At 47.2% G+C, this 21,285-nt stretch carries 20 protein-coding genes and 1 tRNA gene; 15 read left to right on the top strand and 6 right to left on the bottom strand.

Going from position 1 to position 21,285, the window contains the following annotated elements; genetic code table 11:
- The first annotated feature begins 38 nt into the window (after positions 1-38).
- The 3 genes from BFC18_RS21780 (at position 39) to BFC18_RS19345 (ending at position 2,199) form a co-directional block, all read left to right on the top strand.
- Positions 39-200 carry a hypothetical protein gene (locus BFC18_RS21780; RefSeq protein WP_170826630.1) on the top strand — a complete coding sequence of 54 codons (162 nt, stop codon included), beginning with the start codon at positions 39-41 and terminating at the stop codon, positions 198-200.
- A gap of 129 nt (positions 201-329) precedes the next feature.
- Positions 330-1,223, top strand: a complete 894-nt coding sequence (locus BFC18_RS19350) for an alpha/beta fold hydrolase (protein ID WP_070127254.1) — start codon at positions 330-332, stop codon at positions 1,221-1,223.
- Between the two features lie 208 nt (positions 1,224-1,431).
- Entirely contained in the window at positions 1,432-2,199 is a 768-nt protein-coding gene (locus BFC18_RS19345) for a methyltransferase domain-containing protein (RefSeq protein ID WP_070127252.1), read from the top strand.
- A gap of 82 nt (positions 2,200-2,281) precedes the next feature.
- Here the strand turns inward: BFC18_RS19345 and BFC18_RS19340 are convergent, their stop codons facing one another.
- From BFC18_RS19340 to BFC18_RS19325, 4 genes are all read right to left on the bottom strand, one after another.
- Complete coding sequence (locus BFC18_RS19340; RefSeq protein WP_070127250.1) at positions 2,282-2,995, bottom strand: 3-keto-alpha-glucoside-1,2-lyase-like domain-containing protein; 714 nt, start codon at positions 2,993-2,995, stop codon at positions 2,282-2,284.
- A gap of 128 nt (positions 2,996-3,123) precedes the next feature.
- Positions 3,124-4,011 carry a LysR family transcriptional regulator gene (locus BFC18_RS19335; RefSeq protein WP_070127248.1) on the bottom strand — a complete coding sequence of 296 codons (888 nt, stop codon included), beginning with the start codon at positions 4,009-4,011 and terminating at the stop codon, positions 3,124-3,126.
- An 82-nt stretch (positions 4,012-4,093) separates the two neighbouring features.
- Positions 4,094-5,284, bottom strand: a complete 1,191-nt coding sequence (locus BFC18_RS19330; protein ID WP_070127247.1) for a cytochrome b/b6 domain-containing protein — start codon at positions 5,282-5,284, stop codon at positions 4,094-4,096.
- A 265-nt stretch (positions 5,285-5,549) separates the two neighbouring features.
- A tRNA-Ile gene (locus tag BFC18_RS19325) sits at positions 5,550-5,626 on the bottom strand.
- A 296-nt stretch (positions 5,627-5,922) separates the two neighbouring features.
- Between BFC18_RS19325 and BFC18_RS19320 the strand changes: the two genes are divergently transcribed.
- The 4 genes from BFC18_RS19320 to BFC18_RS19305 all read left to right on the top strand — a co-directional run bounded on the left by BFC18_RS19320 (position 5,923) and on the right by BFC18_RS19305 (position 11,831).
- Positions 5,923-9,093 carry an efflux RND transporter permease subunit gene (locus tag BFC18_RS19320; protein WP_070127246.1) on the top strand — a complete coding sequence of 1,057 codons (3,171 nt, stop codon included), beginning with the start codon at positions 5,923-5,925 and terminating at the stop codon, positions 9,091-9,093.
- 2 nt (positions 9,094-9,095) lie between these two features.
- Entirely contained in the window at positions 9,096-10,265 is a 1,170-nt protein-coding gene (locus BFC18_RS19315; RefSeq protein ID WP_070127245.1) for an efflux RND transporter periplasmic adaptor subunit, read from the top strand.
- Between the two features lie 11 nt (positions 10,266-10,276).
- Positions 10,277-11,182, top strand: a complete 906-nt coding sequence (locus BFC18_RS19310; protein WP_070127243.1) for a LysR family transcriptional regulator — start codon at positions 10,277-10,279, stop codon at positions 11,180-11,182.
- Positions 11,183-11,285: 103 nt separating this feature from the next.
- Positions 11,286-11,831, top strand: a complete 546-nt coding sequence (locus tag BFC18_RS19305) for a flavodoxin family protein (protein WP_211481051.1) — start codon at positions 11,286-11,288, stop codon at positions 11,829-11,831.
- 162 nt (positions 11,832-11,993) lie between these two features.
- On the opposite strand, the gene BFC18_RS19300 is transcribed toward BFC18_RS19305, so the two are convergent.
- Positions 11,994-13,040, bottom strand: coding sequence for an NAD(P)-dependent alcohol dehydrogenase (locus BFC18_RS19300; RefSeq protein ID WP_070127239.1), 1,047 nt, complete (start codon positions 13,038-13,040; stop codon positions 11,994-11,996).
- 343 nt (positions 13,041-13,383) lie between these two features.
- Here BFC18_RS19300 and BFC18_RS19295 point away from each other — a divergent pair, with 343 nt between their 5' ends.
- The 4 genes from BFC18_RS19295 (at position 13,384) to BFC18_RS19280 (ending at position 17,597) form a co-directional block, all read left to right on the top strand.
- Complete coding sequence (locus BFC18_RS19295; RefSeq protein ID WP_070127238.1) at positions 13,384-13,839, top strand: (2Fe-2S)-binding protein; 456 nt, start codon at positions 13,384-13,386, stop codon at positions 13,837-13,839.
- A gap of 11 nt (positions 13,840-13,850) precedes the next feature.
- Positions 13,851-16,115, top strand: a complete 2,265-nt coding sequence (locus tag BFC18_RS19290) for a xanthine dehydrogenase family protein molybdopterin-binding subunit (RefSeq protein WP_070127236.1) — start codon at positions 13,851-13,853, stop codon at positions 16,113-16,115.
- A gap of 232 nt (positions 16,116-16,347) precedes the next feature.
- Positions 16,348-17,160, top strand: coding sequence for an MbnP family protein (locus tag BFC18_RS19285; RefSeq protein WP_083273190.1), 813 nt, complete (start codon positions 16,348-16,350; stop codon positions 17,158-17,160).
- 107 nt (positions 17,161-17,267) lie between these two features.
- On the top strand, positions 17,268-17,597 hold the full coding sequence (locus BFC18_RS19280) for a hypothetical protein (protein WP_070127233.1): 330 nt from the start codon (positions 17,268-17,270) through the stop codon (positions 17,595-17,597).
- Here the strand turns inward: BFC18_RS19280 and BFC18_RS19275 are convergent, their stop codons facing one another.
- Positions 17,598-18,068 (bottom strand): hypothetical protein, encoded by a 471-nt coding sequence (locus tag BFC18_RS19275; RefSeq protein ID WP_139139052.1) that lies wholly within the window; start codon positions 18,066-18,068, stop codon positions 17,598-17,600.
- Positions 18,069-18,433: 365 nt separating this feature from the next.
- On the opposite strand from BFC18_RS19275, the gene BFC18_RS19270 reads away from it, so the two are divergent.
- The 4 genes from BFC18_RS19270 (at position 18,434) to BFC18_RS19255 (ending at position 21,219) form a co-directional block, all read left to right on the top strand.
- Positions 18,434-18,808, top strand: coding sequence for a CidA/LrgA family protein (locus BFC18_RS19270; RefSeq protein ID WP_070127230.1), 375 nt, complete (start codon positions 18,434-18,436; stop codon positions 18,806-18,808).
- Complete coding sequence (locus BFC18_RS19265) at positions 18,805-19,554, top strand: LrgB family protein (protein ID WP_245680438.1); 750 nt, start codon at positions 18,805-18,807, stop codon at positions 19,552-19,554. The genes BFC18_RS19270 and BFC18_RS19265 overlap by 4 nt, the downstream gene beginning before the upstream one ends.
- Positions 19,555-19,753: 199 nt before the next feature.
- Entirely contained in the window at positions 19,754-20,746 is a 993-nt protein-coding gene (locus BFC18_RS19260) for a response regulator (RefSeq protein ID WP_070127227.1), read from the top strand.
- On the top strand, positions 20,746-21,219 hold the full coding sequence (locus tag BFC18_RS19255; protein ID WP_070127226.1) for a PAS domain-containing protein: 474 nt from the start codon (positions 20,746-20,748) through the stop codon (positions 21,217-21,219). Before BFC18_RS19260 ends, BFC18_RS19255 begins: the two co-directional genes overlap by 1 nt.
- The last annotated feature ends 66 nt before the right edge of the window (positions 21,220-21,285 follow it).

Here is a 21,285-nt window from a genome sequence, read left to right as displayed (position 1 = left end):
AAAAAAGGAAGCGCGTGAAAATAAACGTGGGGTGTCGCATGAAACTGTATCTACTTATTTTAACCTTATTCCTCGCTGCACCTGCGCAAGCAAGCGGCGGCACGGTGTTAGGAATGATATTTACAGTAGTATTTGTTGTAGTGATGTTAGTGCTGTACTGGATGGTTGTCGCTGAAGTGGGGAATAAAGATAAGCGTTGAATAGAATGTAGTAGACATATTTAATTCATTTGATAATAAACATTTCAAGTGTGTGTACTCGTTTAACATTTATCTACCATCCAGGATGGAGCTAATATTTATGCATCTTTAACCACCACTATTTTACTTATGAAGCTGCTTGCGCTACTGACCCTTACTCTTACCATTGCCACTCAAACATTGCACGCCACCGAGGTGAAACCGAATCAGGTCTTACGCTGGTTTGGACAAACTCCGAGCAGTTACGTAAGTGAAACACCTTACGGAAATAACATTGCAACAGGAAGATTTGTGCGGTCAGGAGACGCTAATATCTATTTCGAAGTGTATGGTGAGGGCTCACCTGTCGTATTGCTTCATGGCGGCTTAGTTGGTTCTCTTGCTGAGATGGGGCAATTCGCTGATAAGTTGAAAAATGATCATCAGGTTATTCTTGTGAATACACGGGGTCACGGTAAATCAGATATTGGTTCAGTGGCACCTGACTATGCGCAAAAGGCCAAAGATCTTAAAGCTGTACTGACTGAACTTGGCGTGGAAAGAGTTGATGTTATCGGCTTTAGTGACGGCGCCTATACGGGCTATCAATTTGCAGCAGACTATCCTGATGCGGTTCATAAACTGGTGGCAATAGGCGCAGGTGAGTGGAAAGAAGGGTTTGTTCAGGGCGGAAGAAAAGACAGAAGTACACCATTTCAGATTCTTGTCGATATAGATCCCCGTTATTGGGCTCAACAGGCGCAAATCCGGCCGGAGCCCGCAAAAACTGAGCAATGGTTTAAACAGGCCAACAAACAGTATGATCGGACAACAGTTGAAAAGCCACTGTTTGAATCCATACACGCTCCGGTACTTGTGCTCGCAGGCGAAAATGACATGAACGCACCACTACATACTGTGCTAGCTGCATATAAAATGCTGCCGGATGCTCAGCTAGCCATTATTCCCAATACACCTCACCCAGTCTTCGCTGTTAATTTTGATGCTGTGTGGGCCTGTATTGAACCATTTCTTGATCAGTAATACCGCATCAGCTCACCCGAAGTCATTGTACTTCGGGTGATGTCATTTCAAGCTTTAAATCTGTTCCAACCCGATGCCCTCCAATTAGTCTTTTTTACCTCGACCTGATTTATTAACAACAAAGCGTTTCATAAGCTGAATAAATAGCCCTCTCAATCTTCTGATTCATGCCCGTTACTATGCATTTAGTACTAATGAGGAGCGATACATGAAAAAGCTTAAACACACATTGCTGGCAACAGCACTATTAGCCAGTTTCACCACCCCAGGCATAGCAGTAACGACATCGGATAACACATTGGTTGCTACGCAGTTACAAACGGCATTGCAATCGCTGAGTCGGCCAGCGGCAGATAAAGCACAGGATGCACAGCGGCAACCCGTTAAAATGGTGGCGTTTTTGGGTATATCACAAGGCGATACCGTGTTAGATGTGGGCGCTGGCGGCGGTTATGCCACTGAGATCTTTTCCGCTGCGGTAGGTCAAAGCGGCCATGTCATTGCACAAAACGATGGCTTTGCGATGAAATTGATGGACGGTAAATATGTGGCGCCGTTAATCGCCCGCACTGATGAAGACCGTTTATCGAATGTAGAAATGCAGGTGTGGGAAATGACAGAAATCCCTCTGAATTCATCTGTCGATGTGGCGTTTTGGGGTAACAATTTACATGATTACTATAACCGGGATCCTGAACTCGGACAGGCCATCATCAATACGCTGTTCAAAGCACTTAAGCCAGGCGGCACGCTGGCTTTAACCGATCATGTTGGTGTGAAAGGACAGAATAATAGCGAGCTTCATCGCTTAGATCCGACAGTATTAACGCCCATGTTGAAGAAAGCCGGATTTACTCACATCGAGTCTTCTTCGCTTTATCACAATGCAAGCGACTCACATGCCATATCGGTTTTTGATAGCAGTATTCGTGGTAATACCGATAAGCTGTTTATTAAAGCGATGAAGCCTGAATAAGCAAGTTCAGCGGTTTCTGAAATTCAGAACCCTAAACCTGATTGTTAAAAGCCACTGAGTAAGATCAGTGGCTTTTTTCCATTTATATATCCCCAGTATCCGGGTGAATCGAGGAAATTATCTTTAAATCTTTGAAATAGCCTTCGGTACCTATGTCGACATATAAACCTAACGTTCCGGCTTTTGATGTGCCTTTCATTTTATTGACGATAAAAGAGGCATATTTTGCATCGTTAAGATATAGCTCTGCTTTTTCGCCGGTCACTTGTATTCGCATGGTGATCCATTCATCAAGACCAATATCAGCCCAGGTTTCATACAAGCCCGGTGCTTCATCTCGAAGATCTGCAAACTTGTATCCTGGAAAGGCAAAGTACTGCACCGTATGATTGCGCATCGCCTGAATGTCTGAACGTCCGGCATTGGGGCGCAGGTAAATCGACTCAAACGCTGAGTTATCGTCGTTTACGCGGAAATACAAGCCTATAAACCCTTGCGATGATGCCATCGGTGTAGGCTGTTGAATCCGGGATAATAGCTTTACTTCAAAGGTGCCATCACGAAATTCGAAATTTTTCAATTTAAGGAAATGTCGGTCATCAACAGTTTCTACTTCTATTGATTTCTCGAAAGGAAATGCCTCCAAATCACGTTCAACCTTCATAACTTTTTCGCCCTGAAAATCGACGATTTCGGCTTTGACGTTAACGGGCTCGAATACGCGACCATCCCAGTTCAGGGTGTCTGCAGCGGCTATCGAACTAAGTAAAGTAAGTGGAAGAATGAGTTTTTTCATGTGTTCGCTCCTGTTTAATTTAAAGAGAGTGTAAGCAAACAGATGAAAGGATAAATACGCGCTTTAATACAACATTAAAAACACGCGGTTTCAAAAAATGGCTTGGAAGTTAGTTGAAAAGGTAGGGTTTATGAGGCGCCAAAGTGAAGCATTACAAAGTCAATAAAACTGCGCATTTTGGGTGTCATCCGTTTATCCGGCGCATAGACCAGATGCATGGGGCGGGTTGGAACCGGGTAATCGGGGAGTACCTCAACCAATGCGCCTGAAGCAATCTCTCTTTCAACCAGTTCTGATGGTTGCAACATGACACCCATACCGGCTTTTGCCGCTTCAAGAAGAACCTCACCGCTGTCTACCATTAGCTTTCCTGTCACAGGCACTGTGATTAGTTCATTTGTTGATTGGAATGTCCAACGACTCCGTAATTCAGTAAACGAGAAACCAAGGCACTCGTGTTTTCTCAAGTCTTCAGGGTGACGAATTGCTGGGTAGCGTTTCAGATAGCCCGGTGAAGCACACAGTACTAATTTATAAGGTTTGAGGCTTCGCCCAATCAACCCACTGTCAGACAGTTCCCCGACGCGAAATACAATATCGAACCCTTCATCGATGATGTCTACTGTGCGATTGGTTAACGACATCTCCACATTAACTTCCGGGTTTTCCTTCATATAGAGGGGGAGGACTTTAGCCAGCGCATTAACACCGAAAGAGACAGAAGCACTCACCCTCAATGTACCGGTAGGGATGGCTCTCACTTCATGAGCAAGGTTCTTTGCAGCCTCCATTTCGGCCAAAATATTGCGGGCCCGGTCATAAAAATTACGACCCACATCAGTAAGGTGCTGGCGGCGGGTTGTGCGGTTAAGTAGTTTTACGCCTAGATCCTGCTCCAAGGCTTTAACATGTTTACCGACCAACTGAGATGACATATTCAATAACTCACCAGCACCGGTAAAAGAGCCCGATTCTACCGCTTTGACAAAAATCTCGATGCTGGTAAGTCTGTCCATAATTTGAAACTTTGGGTTTTAAATAAGTTGAGTGGACATTATTACTCAACTGAGTCGGAAATGCATAGCTACGTTAGTTGATTCACCGCTTCAACTGCAAATCGATATCCAGTACAACCTCAAAAGCTACGCTGTCGTTGGTAGCCCAACTACCGCTACCAATTTCAAATTCACGTCTGTCTATCGTCGCTGAACCAACAAATTTCGCAGTGCTGTTTTCTTCCTGCCACTCGAAGGTGACTGCGATTGGTTTAGTGATGCCTTTCAACGTGAGGTCGCCGTTTGCCACAAACTTGCCGTCTTCAGCGCGAATATCACGGCTAATATAATGGGCTTGAGGGAAAGCGTCAGTCGAGAACCATTGCCCGCCTTTGATGGTGCCGTCCCAGTCTTTATTATTGGTGGTAATACTCTGCGTGTTAATTGTCACATCGATAACGCCATCGGCAGGGTTAGCCGGGTCGAAGTAAATCTTTGGCGTGAACTCACGAATAGCACCAACAAATGGTTGGCCCGCGTAGCTGTTGGTGAAAGTAAAATTATCCGGGGTGGCGACCAGTTGCCAAAGGGGACTGTCTGTCTCGGTAGCGGTCTGACTGGCGTCAGCTACTGCTTCATGAGCAGCCGGTAATTGTGCAACCGCTTGGGGCGAATCAGTGGATTCAGGCGTGGCTCTTTCCGCTTTATAGAAGCTGAAGCCGAGCAATACAGCCAGTGTGATAATCAGTGCGCTTGCGCCAACAAAGACCTTGCCCGGGAGCATGCGCGGTAGCAGATTAACGCCATCAAAAAGCTTATGAACTACCAGCATGGCGACATGGCCCGCCACCATTAATGCGATGCCGTAAAACAGGTAAACATGCAGTGACGAATACAGATCCCGGCTTTCGCCTTCTAACCCGGGAATATGCGGAATTGAAACTAAATTGAACCAGGCAAACGGATAGCCCGCGGTAGAATTTAACAGCCAGCCACTAAATGGTACGGCCAGCATCAACAGATACAAACCCCAGTGCCCCGCAGCAGCCATTTTTTCTTGCAGGGGAGGGAGTCCTAACGGCGCTGGTGGATGCATTAAGCGCCAGAACAGGCGAATGATTGCCAGCACCAGAACGGTAAAGCCTGCAGATTTGTGCAGTACAAATAACTCAATTTTATCCGGTGAGTTGGGCATATCTTCTGCAATCAAGCCGAGACCGATTGCCCAGAATATTAGTATTGCTATTGCCCAATGTAGAATGCGGGCAACCAGATTGTATGGTGTTGTTGTCATTAGTATTTCTAAAATCAGTTTGAACCTGCAGTTAGATTACCTTCGTTGTTCATGAACTGCGAATCTGGGGCATGTCTATTTTGAGAACAATTTATACTGATTTTTAGAATGTGAATGTTGATGCTGGGTTACAAAAGAGTGGGGGTCATCAATCAATTCAAACCGATTTTGTCTTCCGGTGGTTGCCTTTATGTCAATCTGTATGGAACAAATGAATCTAATGATCTGTACAGCGGAGTTATTCAAGAGAAATGTAGAGAGGAAATGGTGGCCCCACCTGGACTCGAACCAGGGACCTAACGATTATGAGTCGTGTGCTCTAACCAACTGAGCTATAGGGCCTTCCGAACTGGCCTGCCGGACGGCAAGCTAAGATTGCCGCGTAGTATATGCATCTTCTTCGCCAAAGTCATCCCTGAATTCATACATCATCTTTCAATCGGCGAGTAAATAAACAGCATTTCTTTATGCCGTTATCACTAGGGCTCTTCTTAAGACTCTTCCGCTATTAATGAAATTCACGCATTAGCCAGCACATTTATCTGTTTTTCTAATAAGTGTATGCAGGTTATGACCTCTAATCATTAGTGTACCCCGGTGATAAATTAAACTTCATTATTCACAAATAAGATAAATCTATGCTCGCGCTCGTCCGCATTGCTTTGAGTAAGCCCTACACGTTTGTTGTGCTGGCGTTGCTCATTCTTATTCTCGGCCCGTTGTCTGCTATGCGCACGCCAACGGATATTTTCCCTAATGTAGATATTCCTGTTATTGCCGTTGCATGGCAGTGGCGAGGGCTGCCGCCTGATGAAATGGCAGGGCGGATCACCACACCATTTGAACGGGCGCTGAACAGTATCGTAAACGATGTGGAGCATATCGAAGCGACGTCCTATACGGGGTTCGGCATCGTGAAAATATTCTTTCACGATTCGGTGGATATCAATATGGCGAACGCGCAGGTCACCGGTGTCGCTCAAACGCTGCTACGGCAAATGCCGCAAGGAACTCAGCCGCCACTCATCATGAATTATAACGCTTCTACTGTACCTGTGTTGCAACTGGCTTTATCGGGCAAAGGGCTCACCGAACAACAGCTTGCGGACCTGGCGATGAACCAGCTTCGTTCGAGGTTGGTCACTGTGCAGGGGGCATCCATTCCCTGGCCATTTGGTGGTAAATCAAGACAAATTCAAATCGATTTGGATCCCGATGCCTTAAGGGCCCGAGGCTTGTCAGGGCAGGATGTCGCCAATGCACTGGCAGATCAAAATGTCATTATTCCGGCTGGCACCCAGAAAATCGGAGAATTTGAATACGCTATTCAAATTAACAACGCGCCTGCCACCATGGAAGAAATTGGCGACCTACCGGTAAAAACCGTAGGCGGGACTATCGTTTATATTCGTGATGTGGCGAATGTGTACGACGGCAGCGCTGTACAGACTAACATTGTGCATGTGGACGGCGGTCGTTCTGTTTTGATGAGCATCTTTAAAGGCGGGAACACCTCAACGCTGGATGTGATAAACGGGATTAAAGCGCGAATCGAAGAAGTACGGGACGCGTTGCCTGAGTCCCTTGAAGTGAAGCAAATTGGCGATCAGTCTATGTTCGTGCTCAATGCCGTTCACGGTGTTGTTGTCGAAGGTGTGATTGCCGCGTTGCTCACCAGTTTGATGATCTTGCTGTTTCTCGGCAGTTGGCGTTCCACCCTCATTGTTACGCTATCCATTCCGCTATCAATATTGGGAGCCATTCTAGTGATGTCCTTGCTCGGACATACCCTGAATATCATGACTTTGGGCGGACTGGCCCTGGCTGTGGGAATTCTGGTTGATGAAGCCACGGTAACCATAGAAAGTATCAATTATCACTTGGAACAGGGAAAACCGGTAGAAAACGCGATTTTAGATGGTGCCCGGCAGATAGCCGTACCGGCATTCGTGTCATTATTGTGTATCTGTATTGTGTTTGTGCCGATGTACTTCCTCGAAGGTGTACCACGTTATCTGTTCGTGCCTATGGCAGAAGCGGTAATGTTATCTATGCTGTTTTCGTTTCTGTTGTCGCGCACACTCGTGCCCACACTGGCGAAATACATGCTGAAGCCACATCAACCACATGATGAATCGATGGCGAAGCGAGGCTTTTTCAGTCGCTTTCAAGGCGGCTTTGAAAAGCGCTTTCACAGTATGCGCGAACGCTATCAGGCTACGCTGGGCCGTGCGTTGCACGCCAGAAAGGTCTTCATCATTTTCTTTATGTTGGTGGTGATTGCCTCGTTTGCATTACTCCCTTTCATCGGCCGTAACTTTTTCCCGGATGTAGATAGTGGCCAGATTGCTCTGCATGCAAGAGGGCCGGTGGGAATGCGGGTAGAAGAGACCGCCGCCCGTTTTGCAGAAATTCAGGACGTGATCCGCGAAGTGATTCCGCAGCAGGAAATCAGTGCCATGGTGGATAATGTGGGCACCTACATTTCCAGTATGAACACCATTTATTCCAACACCGGTATGATAGGCAGTTCCGATGGTGATATCAGTATATCGCTTAGTGCAGAGCATGCGCCTACGGCAGATTACATCAAGCGATTACGTGAAGTGTTGCCGGAACGGTTCCCGGATATGACATTTTCGTTTTTACCTGCAGATATTGTCAGTCAAATTCTGAATTTCGGGGCGCCTTCCCCCATTGATATACAAATTCGCGGGCGCGATCTGAACGCCAGTTTCGATTTTGCCAACGGGATGCTTCGGGAGATCAAAGCGATCCCCGGCGTCGCAGATGCGCGCATTCAACAGTCCAGACAGGCGCCTGCCATCAAGATCAATATCGACCGTAATCAGGCCGCTTTTGCCGGTATCTCTCAGCGCGATATCAGTAACTCTTTGGTGGTGAATCTGGCAGGGTCAGCTCAGGTTGCACCAACCTTTTGGCTGAATCCGGCCAATGGCGTTTCTTATCCTATCGTCATGCAAACGCCCCAACATCGTATCGACTCGCTCACTGAGCTGAATAACGTGCCAGTCAGCGCGTCAGGAGGTGACGCTGAACCCTCTGTGCTTGGCAGTATGGCTACGTTTTCACGCACCCAGTTAAACGGTGTGTATTCAGAATATAACATCGAGCCAATGGTCCAGATTTTTGCCACCACACAGGGGCGGGATCTGGGGGCCGTTGCGGCTGACATTCAGGCTGTAATCGATAAGTTTGAAGCCAATAAACCACGGGGCGCGACAGTGGAAATGAAAGGGCAGGTGAGCACCATGCAGAGCGCCTACACGGGCTTGCTCACCGGGTTGATTGGGGCGGTTTGCCTGGTGTACTTCATCATTGTGATTAATTTTCAGTCCTGGCGTGATCCGTTCATTATTATCATGGCGTTACCGGCTGCCATCGCCGGTATCGTATGGATGCTGTTTACCACTGGAACAACATTCAGTGTACCCGCGTTAACCGGTGCCATTATGTGTATGGGGGTGGCAACTGCCAACAGTGTGCTGGTTGTCAGCTTTGCCAGAGAGCGTCTTGAAGCGACAGGCAATGCTGTACAGGCGGCGCTTGAGGCTGGGTTTGCCCGTCTTCGCCCGGTACTTATGACAGCATTAGCGATGATTGTCGGCATGTTACCAATGGCATTAGGATTTGGTGAAGGTGGAGAGCAAAACGCGCCACTTGGCCGTGCGGTTATTGGCGGCCTGCTGTTTGCCACTGTGGCAACACTGTTCTTTGTTCCGGTGATCTTCAGCGTACTTCATCGTAATGACAGTAAAATTAACTTAAACAAACCGGTAGAGGAATAATTATGTCTGAACCACACATTCAATCAGGCTCTCGCCGGGGCAAACTGGCACTGGCGTGTTTAGGCGTTGCTGCCGTTGCCGTCGTTATTACTGGGGTCTTATCCCGTCAGGCTGACAGTGAAGAAGTTGCCACATGGACACAGGAAAGGCTTATCCCAACCGTATCCGTGGTGAAACCCACCTATGGGGTTAACACGGAACAATTAGATTTGGCCGGACGTTTACAGCCGTTCAGGCAGGCCTCGATTTATGCCCGTGTCGATGGCTACATTAAGTCCTGGGATCACGATATCGGCGCTTTGGTTAAAGCGGGTGATATTCTGGCTGAACTGGATACGCCGGAATTGGACGAACAGATGATGCAGGCGCGGGCCGACGTAACCCGTTCAAAAGCAGATATGGAGTTGGCAGATTCTACTGTTAAGCGTTGGCGCAAGCTGGTTGAAACCAATGCGGTAACCGCGCAGGAACTGGAACAGCGAGAAAATAGCTATCGTTCTGCAGCAGCAGCCCTGGAATCCGTTGAAGCGAACTTGCGTAGACTGGAAGTACAGAAAAATCTGGCCAGTGTTCCTGCACCATTTGATGGTGTAGTGGTTGCACGAAACAAAGACACAGGCGATCTGATTAACGCGGGTTCCGACGACATTATTCCGCTGTTTCGTCTGGCGGCAACAGAAACACTGCGCTTAAATGTTGATGTGCCACAGAAATTTGCCCGCCAGATGTCATCCGGTGTTGCTGCTACAATTACCGTTCCTGAAGATCCTGGCGCGCAGTACGAAGGCAAAATTGTTCGCTCTAATTCCGCCGTCGAGCCGCAAACGGGTACAATGATGGTGCAGCTTCTGGTGGATAATGCCGAAGGACATCTCTTACCAGGTAGTTATGCCAGAGTTAGCCTACCGCTAGCCGGTGCTGAGCCGATGATCACGGTACCAGCCAGTGCGCTTATTTTTAACGCAGAAGGTTTGTCGGTAGCGGTCATCGACGGCACAGCGGAAACGGCCAGGGTGAAAGTGGTGCCGGTAACGGTGGCCCGTGATCTCGGGCGGAATATTGAAATTACCCGGGGTATAACAAATAACGCCGATGTCATCTCTAATCCCCCTGATGGCATTAAAACTGGCGATGAAGTCAGGGTAGTGAGTAATAATAACGGTCAGTCATAAGCATTAGTAAAATGAAAACAAAACTGAACGACCTCATCGCTTTTATCGCGGTGGCAGAGGAAGAAAGCTTTACTCGTGCAGCTGCGCGCCTGTCGGTGTCGCAGTCTGCATTAAGTCATACCATTAAAGGCCTTGAGGAGCGGCTGGGTTTGCGTTTGCTTACTCGCACTACCCGTAGTGTGTCGCTCACTGAAATTGGTCGCAAACTTTATGATTCAGTCGCGCCCAGACTCACCGAAATTGAAAGTGAGCTGGATTCGCTAAATGCATTGAAAGATTCTCCGGCGGGTACCATTCGCATTTCTACTGCCGAGCATGCTGCCCGGGCATTTGTGTGGCCGAAAATCGTTGCGTTTATGCGCGAATACCCGGATATCAATATTGAGATGACAATCGACTACTCATTAACCGATATCGTTGCCGCCAAATACGATGGCGGTGTTCGCCTAGGTGAAAGTGTTGAAAAAGACATGATTGCCGTGAGCATTTCCCCCACCATGCGTATGGCTGTGGTTGCTACGCCGGCGTATTTTGAAAAATTCGGCAAGCCGGTGGAACCCCGGGAGCTGTCTGAGCATAATTGCATTAACTTACGTTTGCCTACTTATGGGCGGCTTTTAGTGTGGGATTTCGAAAAAGACGGCCACGATGTGAATGTGCGGGTAGAGGGCCAGTTCACCGCGAACAAATCCAGCTTTATTCGTGATGCTGCCCTACAAGGTATAGGCCTTGCCTACGTGCCCGAGGATATGGTGCTTGAAGATATTCGTGAAGGAAAGCTCGAACGGGTACTGGAACCCTGGTGCGACGTGTTTCCGGGTTATTATCTTTATTTTCCTAACCGGAGTCAGTATTCACCGGCGTTTTCACTGTTCGTAGAAGCGATGCGCCAGCCCTTGTCTGGAGAGCAGGAATAAACAGGTGAAAAAAATAATACTGGCCGGTTTAACGGCCTTTAGCGCAATAACAGCCCTGAGTGCAATGACTGCAGCCGCGTCTGAGATTGAGATGGTGAGCTGTATGAAGCAAAAAGAAGCGCCACTCATACTATTTCTCAGCAGAACAGGCAACACGGCTGCAGTGGGGGAAATGATTAAACAATTTACAGGGGGAGATACAGAAGCGCTTTCCCTTGTTGAACCTTACCCGGAAAACTACCAGCAAACTGTTGAGCAAGTCAGGGAAGAAAACGAAAGTGGTTTCTTGCCCGAGCTTGTGTCACTAAAAAATGACCCAGAGCGCTACTCAGAAATTTTCATTGGTTTTCCAACATGGGGTATGGCGTTGCCCCCACCGGTGAAAGCACTTCTTAGAAGCACTGAACTTCGCGATAAAACCGTGTTTCCTTTTAATACCAACGCCGGTTATGGCCTGGGAAGCAGTATTAAAACGTTTCGTGAACTTTGTGTTGGCTGTAATGTGATGTTTGAATTTTCTGCAAAAGGTGGAATTGAACGGGACGGTATACTTCTGGCAATTAAAGGGAAACGTGAAGTGGAAGTGCGTGGTGAAGTTAAGGCATGGCTTGAAACAGAATATTGCGCCGTTGATAAAACCGTAAATTAAGATGTAGTTTAAAAAATGTTGCCCTAAAAGGGAGGGCAACATCTGGGGTTGCGGTATCGCTCACATGCCCTGTTGTTGATAGCCGCATTTACAAATCTGTCATCCTTTGAAGCAATAGTTAAATGCTTTAAATCAGAGAGCGTTATGAAATTTATTCACTAATTAAAGTGTTGCCATATCAACGACAAAACGGTACTTCACGTCATTGTTTTCCAACCGCTCAAAGGCCGTGTTCACTTCGTCAGCATCAACCATTTCAATATCCGCCGTAATATTGTGCTCTGCACAGAAATTAAGCATCTCCTGGGTTTCAGCAATACCACCAATATTTGAGCCAGCAAAGCTCCGGCGTCCGTGCACTACGTTAAATGCACCGATTTCGATAGGTTTGTTAGGTAATCCAACCAAAACAACACTGCCATCTACGGCGAGTTGATTCAGGTAAGCATTAACATCGTGATTAGCCGAAACGGTATCAATAATGAGATCGACTTTACCCTGATATTTTTTCATTTGTTCTTCATCGGTGGACAGTACAGCATCATCTGCGCCCAGACGAATGGCATCTTCAACCTTATTTTCACTGGTGGTAAAAACCACGACCTTCGCTTCCATAGCGCTGGCAATTTTGATAGCCATATGACCTAAACCACCAACCCCGACTATACCTACGGTTTTACCTGGCCCAGCCTGCCAGTGCTTTAGCGGGGAATATACGGTAATACCTGCACACAGCAAGGGAGCTGATGCTGCGAGATCGAGTGAGGCTGGCATCTTTAATGTGTAGCTTTCCTTACACACATAAGCCTCGGAAAAGCCGCCGAATGTCATACCGCCGAGTTTTTTGTCGGGCGTGTTAAAGGATAACGTCGTGCCGTTCTCACAAAACATTTCTAGATCTTTGTCACATGAAGGACAGTGGCCGCAAGAGTCCACAATGCAGCCTACGCCAGCCAAATCGCCAACCTTAAACTGTGTGACATCGCTACCGACTGCCGTTACCCGGCCAACAATTTCATGGCCCGGAACCATTGGGAAATGGCTACCGCCAAAATCATTTTTTATCTGATGCAGGTCTGAATGACATATTCCACAGTACAGTATGTCAAATTGCACGTCATCAGCGTTTAATTCCCGACGCTCGATAGTTATCGGTGAAAGTTTCACGCCGGCTTCTTTCGTGGCAATGGCTTTAATTGTCGTTGTCATTTATTTTCCTCATAGATTTGACTCCGATAACATTACCAGCCTGTGTTCAACCCATTAATCATATTAAAACTGATTCGCTAATGAATAATAATCATCAAACAAAAGCGATCTTTTTTCTCGATATGTCATCAACTTAACACTTTCCGGTCATTAATGAGGATTTATCATAAGCCTTTACTGATTTTATGCATTGTTGGGCAATGGCAGCGCGATAAAGTAGAACTTTACACTACACTGTTAGATGCGTTTCTGAAGCGTAGACCATGATAGGTTCACAAAAGGTTTAAAAGCCAATCACGCTACAGATAAATAACGAATAGAAAATCCCTCAGAGGAGAGAGTAATGCCTACGTACCAAATTGATGTAAACGGCCAGTCCCGGGAAGTCGAAGCCGACGCTGACACTCCATTACTTTGGGTGTTACGGGACGATCTGGATTTGCCCGGCACAAAATTCGGCTGTGGCATTGCGATGTGCGGTGCTTGCACCGTGCATCTAGCGGGTAATGCGGTGCGCTCCTGCTCGGTGCCGGTTTCTGCCGTAGGCAGCAATGCTGTCACCACGATTGAGGGACTCTCAGAAAAAGGCGACCACCCGTTGCAGATAGCCTGGGTTGAACAAGACGTCGCCCAGTGCGGTTATTGCCAGACGGGCCAAATTATGAATGCCGCAGCGTTGTTAAAGCGTAACCCGAATCCCTCAGATGAAGATATCGACGCGGCAATGACCGGTAACATTTGTCGTTGCGGTACCTATTTGCGCATTAAAGAAGCCATCAAAACGGCAGCGAAGGCCTAGAGGAAGTAGCTATGAAAACACAACAAAATAACGTGACTTCCACTGGCCGCCGTCAGTTTCTTAAAGCCTCCGTTGCGGCATCGGGCGGTTTGATGATCAGTTTCAGCTGGCCGGGCAGGGCCGCTCATCATGAAGTTAAAAGCCATAGCGACAGTGCCACCGAATTGAACGCCTATCTGTTAGTGGATACCGATGGCAGCATAACTGCAATGGTGCCTAATCCCGAATTCGGTCAGAACGTGATGACGTCTATGCCGATGATTTTGGCTGAAGAAATGGATGCCGACTGGCATCACATCACAGCTAAACAAGCCGACTTTATGCCTGAAGAATATGACCGCCAGTTCACCGGCGGCAGTCAGTCTATGCGTCAGGGGTGGAAACCACTGCGTACGGCGGGCGCGGGCGCTCGAACCATGTTAGTGATGGCGGCTGCGGCAAAATGGCAAGTGCCTACGTCTGAAATAACGGTTAAAAACAGTGTGGTTTCTCACGGCTCGGGTAAATCAGCCAGCTTTGCGAAATTGGCTGCTGATGCAGCATTGATGTCACTGCCAGAAGAGATAGCACTTAAAAATCCAGAAAATTTCACGGTTATCGGGCAGTCTAAAACGAATCTGACCGGCAACAAAGTGGTAACCGGCCAACCCATGTTTGGTATCGATTACAAGGCTGAGGGGATGCTAACGGCGGGTATTGTGCATCCGCCTGCTTACGGTACTACTCTGGAAACCGCCGATTTAGATGCCATCAAATCAATGCCGGGCATCGTCGATGCGTTTGTATTCGATTCCATGGAAGACGACTATACCCGTAACTATTTCGACACCATCGGATTTACTCACCTGATTGCCATTGTGGGCGACAAAACCTGGTCGGTGCTGAAAGCGAAAAAAGCGCTGCAGGCCAAGTGGAAAGCGGCAGAGGCATCTACTCACAAGATGGACCGTTTCGGTTCACTTACAGACGTGACTGTGCCCGCTGGCCTGGAAAGTACCGAATGGCACCGAGATCAAATGGAAAAGCTGTTGGACTCCGACTTACCGGTACTTCGCGAAGATGGCGACGTGGCTGCAATATTTAGTAATACTCCGGCGGAACGCCAGATTGAACGCACATATTTTGCACCGTATCTTGCGCATAACTGCATGGAACCAATGAATTTCTTTGCTAACGTCACTGACGTGGGCGTTCACGTTGCTGGCCCGTTGCAGGCACCAGGCTTCATTGTTGGCTCGGTTGCTAAAAGGGTCGGCGTGCCCGAAGACAAAGTGCACATTGAAATGACCCGTATGGGCGGTGGCTTTGGCCGACGGGCGTATTCCCATTATCTGGTGGAAGCAGCAGCGATTTCGGCCAAAGTGAAAAAGCCAGTAAAGCTGTTGTACACCCGCCAGGACGATATGACCATGGACGTGTATCGCCCTACCTACATGGTGCGATTCCGTGCTGCATTAGATGAAAATAATAAGCTCACCGCTTATCAGGTGGATGGCGTTGGCGTGCCAGAGCATTGTGTTGCACATAATCGTTATCCTGCAGGTGCAGTAACCAATTATCTCGCCAGAGGGGCCGCAGTCGCGTCGAATATTTCAACCGGCGCATTCCGTGCTCCGCGTTCCAACTTTATGGGCGCGTCAGAACAAGCGTTTCTCGATGAAGTGGCTGAAATGGCAGGGAAAGATCCTATCGACTTCAGACTGGCACTGTTCGACAAGGCCTTAAAAGATCCCGTTGGAGAAGCCTACGATTACGATGCGTCTCGCTATGCCGGCGTGCTTAAGGAAGTTCGGGAAAAGTCTGGTTGGGACAATATGGGCGACGATGTGAAAAGAGGCGTCGCTGCGTACTATTGTCATAATTCTTATGCCGCGCAGGTGATTACGGTGACAGAAAAAGGCGGACTACCAAAAGCTGACAAGGTTTTCAGTGCCATGGACTGTGGCATTGTGGTGAATCCGATTGCCGCTTCTAATATGGTGCAGGGCGCGGTAATTGATGGCGTGGGTAATGCCATGTACGGTGAAATGACCTTTACCGATGGTAAGCCAGATAAAGACAACTTCGACCGTTACCGGATGATTCGGATGAATGAAATTCCTGCTTCAGTCGACGTGAGTTTCGTGAAAAACACCATCGATCCGACTGGTCTTGGTGAGCCGCCGTTCCCGCCAGTGTTTGCGGCGCTTGCCAACGCGTTGTATCAGCAAACGGGTGAACGGTTTTACGAGCAACCGTTTATTCATCAACTAGAGAAAATAAGTAAATCAGCCTAAGAAGTTATCAGCGCTGTTTATTCGTTTATTAAACAGGTAAGCCCGCATACGAGTTGCGGGCTTTTTTCTTTTCCACATTTGTCACTGCGTCGCTTTTGTAATTTCTCTTCAATTATTGCATGATTCTCCAAGTAACTGATTCTTTGCCCCGTTAGTCTAGGCTGTATTGACTGTAACCTGTCACGCGCCTCACACTTACTTTAGTTTTTTTACCCAGTTGAATTTGATACCTATGAACTTGAAATGGTGTTGCTTTGTTCCGGCTATCGCGTTGCTTTCTGGCTGCGGCTTTTTTGGCAATGATCGCGCTCCCGGCGATATCCCTGTTACATTTACCGACTTAACCCGAGGTGAAGATTGTGCCTATGAGGTAACAGTTGATAAAACATCCTGGAAAGTAAATTACCTCGCTTTTTATTTAAGTAATCCGGAAGTGAAAGTCGAAGGGCGTTGGATCCCGCTGGATTTTAAAGTGAATGACTGGCAATCGAAAGATGTGGCTTTTATGCATTTTCAGAACGCCTGTGACGATAAGCAAAACCGCGATCACATCATGCTGGATATCAATGAGGCGTTACTCGACCGGGTAACTGAGTTACGTCTGACTCTGGGGCTAGATTTCGGTGAAAATCATACCGCGCAAGCTGATCAGGTAGCGCCTCTTGATAAGCCAACTATGTTTCAGTCGGTTAATATCGGGCACAATTTTTTCAGAGTTGAATTGCAAAATACCCGGGAACCATCATCAATTTGGTCTTTTCTTCTGGCAAGTGGCGGCTGCAACGGCAGTACCCCAGAAACCACACCATCTGCGTGTGCAAAACCTAATCGCGTTACCGTTACCTTACCTATGGCGCAGAATGTTTCTGACTTAAATTTGCTGGCCAAGCTACAACAAATTTTATTTAGAGTAGACTTAGATAAAGTCGCAGAATGCAATATGGCGAAAGCCCCTGATGAGAGCTGTAAAAAAGTGATGAAAAATCTTACAGGTAGGGATTGGCTTAAGTGGGATGCGCCAGATAAGGTATATCTGAAATCCTGACGGTATGAACAAAACCCTGTGAATAATAAGGGTGTTGTAGTGCAAGCATCTGTTTTGTTTGCTATCTTTCTTTTAGTTTAAATTATCCTGCCAGCACGGAGACAATAATGACTGAGAAGCCTTACCTGGTAAGCGGTCGTAATACGCTGATACACAAAGTTCGAAAATTTGACCTGCTTGTCGTGAACGGCGACGACAATCCACCGGTGATTGTCACTCACAAAGGTATTAAGCGCTATGAGGGAAAAATTCCTGATAACAAGCGCGAAGCTAAAATGATGGATATGGAACTGGTTGATCTTACTTCCGGTGATATCTTTGGCGATGAAAAAACATTGGTGTTTATTCAAACGCTGAACGGCAAAGAATATAAAATCGATTACAGCAAAGCTGAAACGCAGATGTTTATTAAAGTCCACCAGGACAGCGCTTTTTAATTAGCGAATAAGCTCATCAACGTGCTCATCATCTTCGGTGAGCCATTGCCCCCAGTTATCGGGCAAAAACGAATTAAACCTTCGAATTTCTTTCTCTTCCCCTTTCAACTGCACGTACCCATGCTGGAAAATTTTGAATCTACACAAATCAATCGGTGTAGTTTCCGCTGCACATACCTGCTTTATTACGCCAGTACGATTGTACAGTTCGGCAATCAGTTCTGAGCAGAACCACTCATGCTCACATTTGAGATTACGAGTTAATCGCCAAAGCCAGGGGTGGTTGTCAAAGAAATCCACGGTAGAGGCGAAAAGTTGCCATATATCGTAATTTCTACCGCTTTCAGAATCGATGAAATCCTGCATGGTGTGTAAAGCGTTTAAAAAGCGTGAACGAGGCGAACGGTGTAGAGGTAGCCACCAAATGTCACCTTCATATTCGTCCAATCTTTCATGCAGAGGGGTTATCATCACTCCCCGTTTTTTGTTTCTCACTGTGGCTTCGAAAACATCGTGATGTAGGAGATTATTGGTATTTGGGCATGTGTGACAGTGTGTGACAGCGCCAACGTGTGTCACATTGGAGCGCGTCGTGAGCTTGGCCCATTTGGAGAACAGACTATTGCCGCCAAAAGCGATGAGATCGCCCGGTCGTATACTGTCCTTAATATCGTTATAAAACGCTGCAGTCCGCATAACTTCCCTGTTATTACGTTAAGTGATGATAAATATATCAGAAATAGCCGTTTTTGGTATGCACTTATAAGACCATGGTCGGTTGAGCCCTAAGCCTGCTCTCAGATACACTGGGCTCTCTATTTCATTCTTGGGCTCGCATGTCTCTTTTCTTTCGTTTTTTGATTGGTTTCAGCCTTATCTGCTTTTTCTATTTCTCTGGAGAAATGCTGGTTCGCGTGGCGTCAATCCCGCTACCAGGCACATTGATGGGCTTACTGATGTTGTTAGCATGGCAATTCTTTCGTCGTAAGACGCCTATGTTGTTGCTTGCTGGAGGCACGCCTATTCTCAAGCACATGGCGATGCTGTTTGTACCGGCAGTTTTGGGTGTGGGTGTGTATTGGCAAGAGATCAGTGAAAATATCACCGGTATTGCGCTGGCTATCATTGTCAGTACGGCGATAAGTCTTGGGATATCGGCCTGGATTGCACAGAAAATCTTGCAATCTGTTGTGGTGAAGGATGATTCGTGACGATTACAGAAGCCTTTGATGACTGGGCAAAATCCATTGTAAGCCTGACGGAGTTGTCGTTTTCCTGGCAGGGAGGATTATGGATATTACTCACGGTAATCGCTTATCTGCTAGCGTTAAATATTGGACGTCGAACGAAAGGCAATCCCCTCGCAAATCCCGTGTTGGTAACAGCCGTTCTCGTGGGCGTGATGTTAATGGTGTCTGGAACCAGTGCGAGAGAATATCAGCAATTCGCCGGACTCGTGCATTGGCTGCTTGGGCCGGCAACCGTGGCGCTGGCTATCCCGATGTATGCGCAATGGGAAAAAATACGTGAACTTGGTTGGCGATTAGTTGCCTCTGTTTTTATTGCCGGTGTCATTGCTCCGCTTACTGCCTGGTTCACGGTATGGTACTTCGATGCGCCTACTGCATTGCAAATGACCATGTTGGCAAAATCGATTACCACACCCCTGGCTATGGAGGCGACAGCGCATATTGGCGGTATTCCTGCACTCGCTGCGGTTTTCGTTATTGCTACCGGCATTGTTGGTGCGGTAATCGCGCCGGTTATGTATAAGCTGTTAAATGTTACTTTGCCACAGGCCCAGGGGATGGCGCTCGGCGCGGTTTGCCACGCGGTAGGAACGGCTAAAGCGCTGCAAATGAGCGAGCGAACCGGTGCACTGGCTACATTAGGATTGTGTCTGAACGGTATAATGACGGCGATTATTTTACCGTTACTGTTTTCCTCTATTTCCTGAATTATCCTGGTTCGTTTAAGGGCGAATGTTCTGCAGATTTAAACATAAGTGCAATGGCTTTTTTCTGGAATCCTGCTATTAGTTAATAGGTTAACGGACACCGTCTATTCATTAGAATTCTGCGTATTTTTGCGGCATTTTGTGTTTGTTTTGAGCGGCATTCATCTCTGTAACGGCTATAGGAAGGTTACCTTTTCACATGATATCGGTTTTGGTTTGTGACGACTCAATGGTTGCACGAAAGCAGGTTGCCAAGTGTTTGCCCCCAGACTGGGAAGTGGCGATTCACTTTGCCAAACACGGCAAAGAAGCCGTAGAACTTTTACGGCAAGGTAAAGGGCAACTGCTTCTACTCGACCTTAACATGCCAGTGATGGATGGCTACGAAACCTTACAGGCCATTCGCGATGAAAATTTGCAGACTAAGGTGGTCGTTATTTCAGGGGATGTACAGCCTGAAGCCCACGAGCGCGTAACCAAGCTCGGTGCCGTTGAATTTATTCGCAAACCCGTCGATCCGACTACTCTTGAACAAGTGCTGATTAAACATCAGTTGATGGAAAGCGAAGCTCCCGTTGAAGAGACGGTTGAATTAGATCCCGACATCCGCGATTGTTATCAGGAAATCACCAACATTGCCATGGGACGTGCGGGTGATCACCTGGCCCGTACCATGAATGTTTTTGTTCACCTGCCTATACCCAATGTGAATCTGATAGAAGCCTCTGAGATGCGCATGATGTTGTCTGATATCGATTCCCAAGAGCAAGTAACAGCGGTATGCCAGGGTTTTATTGGCTCTGGGATCCGCGGAGAAGTACTTTGTATTCTTAGCGATTCTAGCTTTGGTGACGTTGCGAAAATTCTCGATGTACAGGAAGAAGTGGACGATCAGCTGCAACTGGAATTACTCATGGATGCGGCCAGTATTCTTATCGGTACCTGCCTCACCGGACTGGCTCAACAGATGGATGTAACTTTTGCACAGGGCCAACCCATTGTTCTGGGTCAGCACAGGGCCATCAGTGAAATCATAAAAACGAACCAGGTTAAGTGGAAACGTACCCTGGCAATCGAGCTAAGCTACGGCCTGGAGGGATACAACGTGCGATGCGACTTGCTGATCCTGTTTACTGAAGACTCCATGCAGACTATGAATGCCAAATTGGCGCATTTACTGGAGGACATCTAATGCAGGGTAGTGAATTAGAGCAAATGCAGTCGTTTCACTGGATGATGGATATGCTCCAGAGTGTAGATGTGGGCATTGTGGTGCTTGATAAGAATTTCCGCGTACAGGTTTGGAACGGTTTTATGGAAAGTCACAGCGGCCTGCTTCCCAGTGAGGTGCGCGATAAAACCCTCTTTAGCATTTTTCCCAATGTTGAAGAGAAGTGGTTTACTAAAAAGTGCAAACCCGTTTTCGAACTCAATACGCGAGCGTTCATGACTTGGGAGCAACGCCCCTACTTATTCAAGTTTCACAATTATCGGCCGATTACAGGCAATGAGCTTTATATGTATCAAAACGTAACTTTAGCGCCATTGACCTCTGCTAACGGAAAAACGGATTTTATCAGTGTCATGGTATATGACATGACGGATATCGCTTCTGGTAAAAAGCAACTCGAAGCTTTACAGGTCAGTACGGAAGAAAGAGCCTAGCAAAAAGCGTTTACCTGATACGTCGTTATAAAGTTGGCGAATTTAAATGCCTTCGTTTGGAGCATG

The organism is Alteromonas confluentis, from assembly GCF_001757105.1.
Classification (GTDB): Bacteria; Pseudomonadota; Gammaproteobacteria; order Enterobacterales; family Alteromonadaceae; genus Alteromonas; species Alteromonas confluentis.
Note: the sequence above shows the minus strand (reverse complement) of the source record. Positions and strands in the feature narration are given on the sequence as shown.

Bases quoted from the DNA above. Each gene is read 5' to 3' on its own strand.
- BFC18_RS21780 (WP_170826630.1), top strand. From the start codon at position 39: ATGAAACTGTATCTACTTATTTTAACCTTATTCCTCGCTGCACCTGCG.
- BFC18_RS19350 (WP_070127254.1), top strand. From the start codon at position 330: ATGAAGCTGCTTGCGCTACTGACCCTTACTCTTACCATTGCCACTCAA.
- BFC18_RS19345 (WP_070127252.1), top strand. From the start codon at position 1,432: ATGAAAAAGCTTAAACACACATTGCTGGCAACAGCACTATTAGCCAGT.
- BFC18_RS19340 (WP_070127250.1), bottom strand. From the start codon at position 2,995: ATGAAAAAACTCATTCTTCCACTTACTTTACTTAGTTCGATAGCCGCT.
- BFC18_RS19335 (WP_070127248.1), bottom strand. From the start codon at position 4,011: ATGGACAGACTTACCAGCATCGAGATTTTTGTCAAAGCGGTAGAATCG.
- BFC18_RS19330 (WP_070127247.1), bottom strand. From the start codon at position 5,284: ATGACAACAACACCATACAATCTGGTTGCCCGCATTCTACATTGGGCA.
- BFC18_RS19320 (WP_070127246.1), top strand. From the start codon at position 5,923: ATGCTCGCGCTCGTCCGCATTGCTTTGAGTAAGCCCTACACGTTTGTT.
- BFC18_RS19315 (WP_070127245.1), top strand. From the start codon at position 9,096: ATGTCTGAACCACACATTCAATCAGGCTCTCGCCGGGGCAAACTGGCA.
- BFC18_RS19310 (WP_070127243.1), top strand. From the start codon at position 10,277: ATGAAAACAAAACTGAACGACCTCATCGCTTTTATCGCGGTGGCAGAG.
- BFC18_RS19305 (WP_211481051.1), top strand. From the start codon at position 11,286: ATGAAGCAAAAAGAAGCGCCACTCATACTATTTCTCAGCAGAACAGGC.
- BFC18_RS19300 (WP_070127239.1), bottom strand. From the start codon at position 13,040: ATGACAACGACAATTAAAGCCATTGCCACGAAAGAAGCCGGCGTGAAA.
- BFC18_RS19295 (WP_070127238.1), top strand. From the start codon at position 13,384: ATGCCTACGTACCAAATTGATGTAAACGGCCAGTCCCGGGAAGTCGAA.
- BFC18_RS19290 (WP_070127236.1), top strand. From the start codon at position 13,851: ATGAAAACACAACAAAATAACGTGACTTCCACTGGCCGCCGTCAGTTT.
- BFC18_RS19285 (WP_083273190.1), top strand. From the start codon at position 16,348: ATGAACTTGAAATGGTGTTGCTTTGTTCCGGCTATCGCGTTGCTTTCT.
- BFC18_RS19280 (WP_070127233.1), top strand. From the start codon at position 17,268: ATGACTGAGAAGCCTTACCTGGTAAGCGGTCGTAATACGCTGATACAC.
- BFC18_RS19275 (WP_139139052.1), bottom strand. From the start codon at position 18,068: ATGATAACCCCTCTGCATGAAAGATTGGACGAATATGAAGGTGACATT.
- BFC18_RS19270 (WP_070127230.1), top strand. From the start codon at position 18,434: ATGTCTCTTTTCTTTCGTTTTTTGATTGGTTTCAGCCTTATCTGCTTT.
- BFC18_RS19260 (WP_070127227.1), top strand. From the start codon at position 19,754: ATGATATCGGTTTTGGTTTGTGACGACTCAATGGTTGCACGAAAGCAG.
- BFC18_RS19255 (WP_070127226.1), top strand. From the start codon at position 20,746: ATGCAGGGTAGTGAATTAGAGCAAATGCAGTCGTTTCACTGGATGATG.